Annotated in this window: 4 protein-coding genes and 1 pseudogene; all 5 read right to left on the bottom strand. The window is 64.2% G+C overall.

What is annotated here, in order from left to right; all coding sequences use genetic code 11:
* Positions 1-90: 90 nt before the first annotated feature.
* On the bottom strand, positions 91-1,050 hold the full coding sequence (locus I5W_RS26165) for an N-carbamoyl-D-amino-acid hydrolase (protein ID WP_044531455.1): 960 nt from the start codon (positions 1,048-1,050) through the stop codon (positions 91-93).
* Positions 1,047-2,518 (bottom strand): annotated as a pseudogene (gene hydA / locus I5W_RS26160) (dihydropyrimidinase). Before hydA ends, I5W_RS26165 begins: the two are co-directional and overlap by 4 nt.
* A gap of 15 nt (positions 2,519-2,533) precedes the next feature.
* Positions 2,534-3,313: an SDR family oxidoreductase gene (locus tag I5W_RS26155; protein WP_044531454.1), complete on the bottom strand. Its 780-nt coding sequence runs from the start codon at positions 3,311-3,313 to the stop codon at positions 2,534-2,536.
* A gap of 10 nt (positions 3,314-3,323) precedes the next feature.
* Complete coding sequence (locus tag I5W_RS26150; protein WP_044531453.1) at positions 3,324-4,265, bottom strand: dihydrodipicolinate synthase family protein; 942 nt, start codon at positions 4,263-4,265, stop codon at positions 3,324-3,326.
* Positions 4,266-4,396: 131 nt separating this feature from the next.
* Positions 4,397-5,150: LysR substrate-binding domain-containing protein (locus I5W_RS26145; RefSeq protein WP_044531456.1), on the bottom strand; the 754-nt coding region annotated here is incomplete at its 5' end.

Below are 5,150 nucleotides of genomic sequence, written 5' to 3'. Positions count from 1 at the left end.
GCAGGGAAAACTTCAGAGAAGACTTGGAAGGTAGGGCCAGGAACGGAAACATCGCAACACTCCTCGATTGGGTGGAAGGTGGACAGTGATTCAGGTAGACAGCTCGGACGGTGGCAGCGGCTCGCCAGCCCCGGTGCGCTCGACGATGAGGCGGTAATGTTCCGGACGGCGATGCTTGGCAAAGTTGAAGACATGCTGCAGAAATGTTTCCCCCAGTTGCAGATCGCAACTAGCGAAGATCACCTCATCCTCCTCACCCTGCGCCTGCGCTACGATCTCGCCGGAAGGCGCGACGATGGCCGAACCGCCGATCATGTGGAAGCCATCCTCGAAACCACACTTGGCAGCGGCGGCCACCCACAATCCATTCTGGTAGGCATTGGCCTGCAGCGACAGCAGGTGATGGAACATGCGCAGGTGCGGCGGCTCGTTCCAGTGGATGTTCCAGGATGGCGTGTTGTAGCCCAGCGTGACGATGCGCGCGCTCTGCAGGCTCATGACGCGATAGGTCTCCGGCCAGCGACGGTCATTGCACAGGCACTGGCCGATGCGGGTGCCCAGCATGTCGGTGACACCGAAGCCATCGTTGCCGACTTCGAAGTACTTCTTTTCCAGATGCTGGAAAGGCGCATCGGGCTTGTGGTCGCTGTGTCCGGGCAGGTGGATCTTGCGATAGCGCGCCACGATCCTGGCCTGGTCGTCCACCAGGATGGACGTGTTGTAGTGATGGCCATCGGGTGTAAGTTCGCCATAGCCCAGATAGAAGCCGATTCCCAACTGCGCGGCCAGATCGAACAGCGGCCGGGTCTGCGGGCCGGGCATCTCGGACTCGAAGAAACGGGCATCGATCTCGGCCTGGTCTTCCATCCAGTAACGCGGAAAGAAGGTGGTCAGCGCCAGTTCGGGAAACACCACCATCTTCGCGCCGCGGGCGGCGGCCTCGCGCATCATCTCCAGCAGGCGGCGCACCACCGTGCTCCGGTCCTCGGCCAGTTGCACCGGCCCCATCTGGGCCACGGCCAGGCCGAAGCGATTGTGCTGGTTGCTCATTGCGATTCCCATGCCTTTCCCTTGAGGCCGAGCAGGCCCGGCAGATGGCTGCGTGTCGGCCGTTGCGCAATGCTGGCTGGCGCCGGACACTGGCGCGCGATGTAGCGGCCCGAGCCGCGTGCCACTTTCAGCTCACCCTCGCTGATCACCACGCGGCCACGGCTGATGACCACTTCCGGGCAGCCCTTGATCTGCGTCCTTCGTAGGGCGTATATCCAACGTTGTCGTGCAGGAGAGCGGCAGTGACGGTGGTCTCGCGCTCCGGGTTCCAGATCACCAGGTCGGCGTCGAGTCCCTCGGCGATATTGCCCTTGCAGTGCGAGAGCCCATACATGTGGGCGTGATTGGTAGCGGTCAGGCGCACGAATTCATGAATATCGATGCGTCCCTTCTGTACGCCCTCGGAAAACAGCAGCGGCAGGCGCAGCTCGATCCCCGGCACGCCATTGGCCATTTCCTTGAAGGTGGTGTCCTCGCCGCGCGGCAGCTTGCCGCTTTCATCAAAACGATAAGGCGCATGGTCCGAGGAATACATGCCCAGCGTGCCATCCTTGAGCCCGGCCCAGACCGCCTCCTGCGCATTGGCGTCGCGCGGCGGCGGACTACAGCAATACTTGGCGCCTTCCACGCCGGGCAGGTCGATGTCCTCGGCCGTGAGGAACAGGTATTGCGGGCAACTCTCGGCATAGATCTGTGCACCCAGCAGCCTGGCGTTGCGAATGGTCTGCACGGTCTCGGCCCCGGCCACGTGCACGATCAGGACAGGCACGCCGATTAGGCGCGACAGGGCAATGGCGCGATGACTGGCTTCGGCCTCGGCCAGAGGATCGTGGGCCACTGCGTGGAACTTGGGGGCGGTATGGCCCTGGTCGAGCAGGCGCGAGGCCAGCCAGCGGATCATGTCGTGGTTCTCGGCATGGATCATCACCAGCGCCCCTTCGCGACCGGCCAGTGCCATCACGTCCAGCAACTGGTAATCGTCCAGCTTGAGCGCGTTGTAGGTCATGTAGACCTTCAGCGAGGTGATGCCATCACGGATGGCCTGCGGCAAATCGTGCTGCAGGGCCTGCTCGTCCGGATCGGCCAGGATCAGGTGGAAGCCATAGTCGATCACCGCCTTCTCGCGGGCGCGTTGCGCATAATCGGCGATCACGTCGGGGATGCGCTTGCCGCGATGCTGGGCCGCAAACGGAATGATGGTGGTGGTGCCACCGAAGGCGGCCGAGACCGTCCCCGAATAGAAATCATCGGCACACATCATGCCCATGCCGGAGAGCTGCTCGATGTGGCAATGGCTGTCGATGCCACCGGGCAGGACCCAGCGGCCGGCGGCGTCGATATCCTCGCGTCCCGGCGGCAGGTCAGGCGCAATGCGCGCGATCACGCCGTCCTTGATGCCAATATCGGCGAAGAAGGTCTCGCGGTCGGTAGAGATGCGGCCGTTGCGGATGGTGAGGTCGAAGTCCATGCGGGAGTCTCAGCGTCAGAAGGTTCCGGGATAAGCGCCGCCGTCCATCAGCAGGTTTTGTCCTGTGACAAAACCTGCCTGAGCACTGCACAGCCAGGCGCACGCATCGCCGAATTCAGCAGGCTGGCCGAAGCGGCGGGCCGGATTGGCGGCACGGCGGGCAGCCAGCACCTCTTCGGCCGACTTGCCGCTGCCGCGTGCGCTAGCCGCTGCCGTGGTCAGGAGCCGCTCGGTCTCGAAAGGACCGGGCAGCAGATTGTTGATGGTCACGTTGTGGGCCACGGTCGTTCTTGCCAGTCCGGCGACGAATCCGGTCAAGCCGGAACGTGCGCCATTGGACAAGCCGAGGATGTCGATGGGTGCCTTCACCGCGCCGGAGGTGATGTTGACGATGCGGCCGAAACCGCGCTGCATCATGCCATCCACGGTGGCCTTGATCAGTGCGATGGGGGTGAGCATGTTGGCATCGATGGCCGCGATCCAGTCCTCGCGCGACCACTCGCGGAAATCGCCCGGCTTGGGACCACCGGCATTGGTGACCAGGATGTCCGGCGCAGGACAGGCGGCCAGCGCCAGGGCGCGGCCCGCGGGCGTGGTGATGTCGCCCGCTACCGTCGTGACGGTGGCGCCGGTGGCAGCACGCACCTGCTGCGCCGCGGCTTCGAGGACTTCCGCGCCGCGTGCGGTCATGGTCACGGCCACGCCCTCGCGTGCCAGCGAGATGGCACAGGCCAGCCCCAGGCCCTTGCTCGATGCGCACACCAGGGCGCGTCGTCCGCTGATTCCCAGATCCATCGGCGGCTCCTCAGCGGATCACCAGCGCGCCGCGCTGATCCAGGTCCAAGCCCACGCGGGCGATCACGGCTTCCAGTTCACGCTCGGTCTCGGCATCGATGCGCATACCGGGCGAACGGATGGCATCGCTGCTGATGACACCGCGCTTGCGATAGACATACTTGCGCAGCGACAGGCCGATCTTGGGCTGGAATTCATAGCGGATCAGCGGGCAATATTGGTCGAAGGTCGCTGCCGCACCGGCCAGGTCACCGGCGGCGAACTGATCGTAGATGCGCACCAGGATCTCGGGGAAGGCAAAACCGGTCATGGTGCCGACCGCACCGCGCTGCAACTCTTCCAGGAAATACACGCCGCCCAGGCCACCGAAGATGCGCATCGATTCCCCGGCCAGATCGCGGATGCGGCTGATCTTCTGGCCCACCGGTGGCTCTTCCATCTTGATGAAGTTGACGCCACCTTCGCGCCCCAGGCGGGCGATCACCTCGGCCTTGATCTCGGTGCCGAAGGAATCGGGGAAGTCATGGATCACCACGGGGATGGCGAGGGCTGCCGCCAGCGACTTGTAATAGTCGAACTGCACCGCATCGGAAGCCATGTCCAGGGGTGCCGCGAAGACCGCCGCCGCGCCCGCCTCGGCCGCTTCCGTGGCTTGCTCGATGGCACCGGCCAGGCCCAGGGCGCGCACGCCGACCCAGACCGGCACCCGTCCTGCCGCACACTTGACGAAGGTAGACGTCACCGCGCGGCGCTCGGCATTGGAGAGCTTGTGGGCTTCTCCCAGGAAACCGAGGATGGCCAGGCCCGAGACCCCGGCTTCGATCTGGAACTCGACCAGGGTGGCGATGCTGCCCAGGTCCAGTGCGCCCTCGGCAGTGAAAGGCGTGGGGCAGATGGTATAGACACCGCGCGCCGTGGCCAGCGCGGAAGCAGGAGCAAGAGAAGAAGACATGCGCGACGTTCCATGAAGAGAGAGTGGAAGCAGCGGCCAGCCAAGGGCCGGAGCGGAGAAGTTGGAAACGATTGTCGTGGAGTCATCTACGCTTGTCGCTTGCCTTTTTGTGTGCACGCCTTAACGTCGTGTTAATCGCCGGTTCCAGCCGATATGTTCATTTCTTCATCCGGCAAGCCATATCCCTGCGCGCGCACCAGTTGCTGCAGTTCGGCAATGAAGGCTTGGGTCAGTTGCGACAGCGGCTCGGTGCGCACGTGCACCAGGTTGGCCCGCAGGATGGGCGCCCGCGCCACCGGCCGCACCACCATCTGGTTGGTGCCGGCCCAGCTGCGCACCGAGAATTCATCCACCAGCGCCACGCCCGCCCCCATCTGCACCAGGGAACAAGCGTTCTGCGGCGAGCCCACTTCCATGATGGGCCGCAAGGCTTCCTCTTCGGACTGATAGAAGCGCCCGACGATACCGCCGAAGGGCGAATCGCGGTTGTAGGAGATCAGCGGGAAGGGCCGCAGATCGGCCAAGCTCAACGTGCCGCGCCGGGTCAGTTCGTGGTTGTAGGGCAGCACGCAGACCAGGCGATTGCTGCACAGGGGCGTGACCTGCAGGCTGGGATGCTCCATCGGCAGGATGATGATGCCCAGGTCGGCCTGGCGCGCCAGCAGGCGATCCTTCAGGTAGCCATAGTTGAGGCAGTGGAAGGTCAGCTTGACCTCCGGATGGCGATTGCGGAACAGCGCGATGGCTTGCGGGATCAGCATCTGCCCGATGCTCGGGCTGGAGACGATGTTGAGGATGCCGCTGCGGTTTTCCGACAGGTCGGTGGCCAGTTCGTTGACGCGCTGCACGGCCTGATACACGTGTTCCACTTCAGGAACAGTTCTG

It is taken from the genome of Herbaspirillum sp. B65, from assembly GCF_000333555.1.
Taxonomy (GTDB): Bacteria; Pseudomonadota; Gammaproteobacteria; order Burkholderiales; family Burkholderiaceae_D; genus Herbaspirillum; species Herbaspirillum rubrisubalbicans.
The sequence above is the reverse complement of the archived record's forward strand: the minus strand, read 5'-3'. Positions and strand labels throughout refer to the sequence as shown.

Coding starts and splice junctions, on each gene's coding strand:
- I5W_RS26165 (WP_044531455.1), bottom strand. CDS start 1,050: ATGAGCAACCAGCACAATCGCTTCGGCCTGGCCGTGGCCCAGATGGGG.
- I5W_RS26155 (WP_044531454.1), bottom strand. CDS start 3,313: ATGGATCTGGGAATCAGCGGACGACGCGCCCTGGTGTGCGCATCGAGC.
- I5W_RS26150 (WP_044531453.1), bottom strand. CDS start 4,265: ATGTCTTCTTCTCTTGCTCCTGCTTCCGCGCTGGCCACGGCGCGCGGT.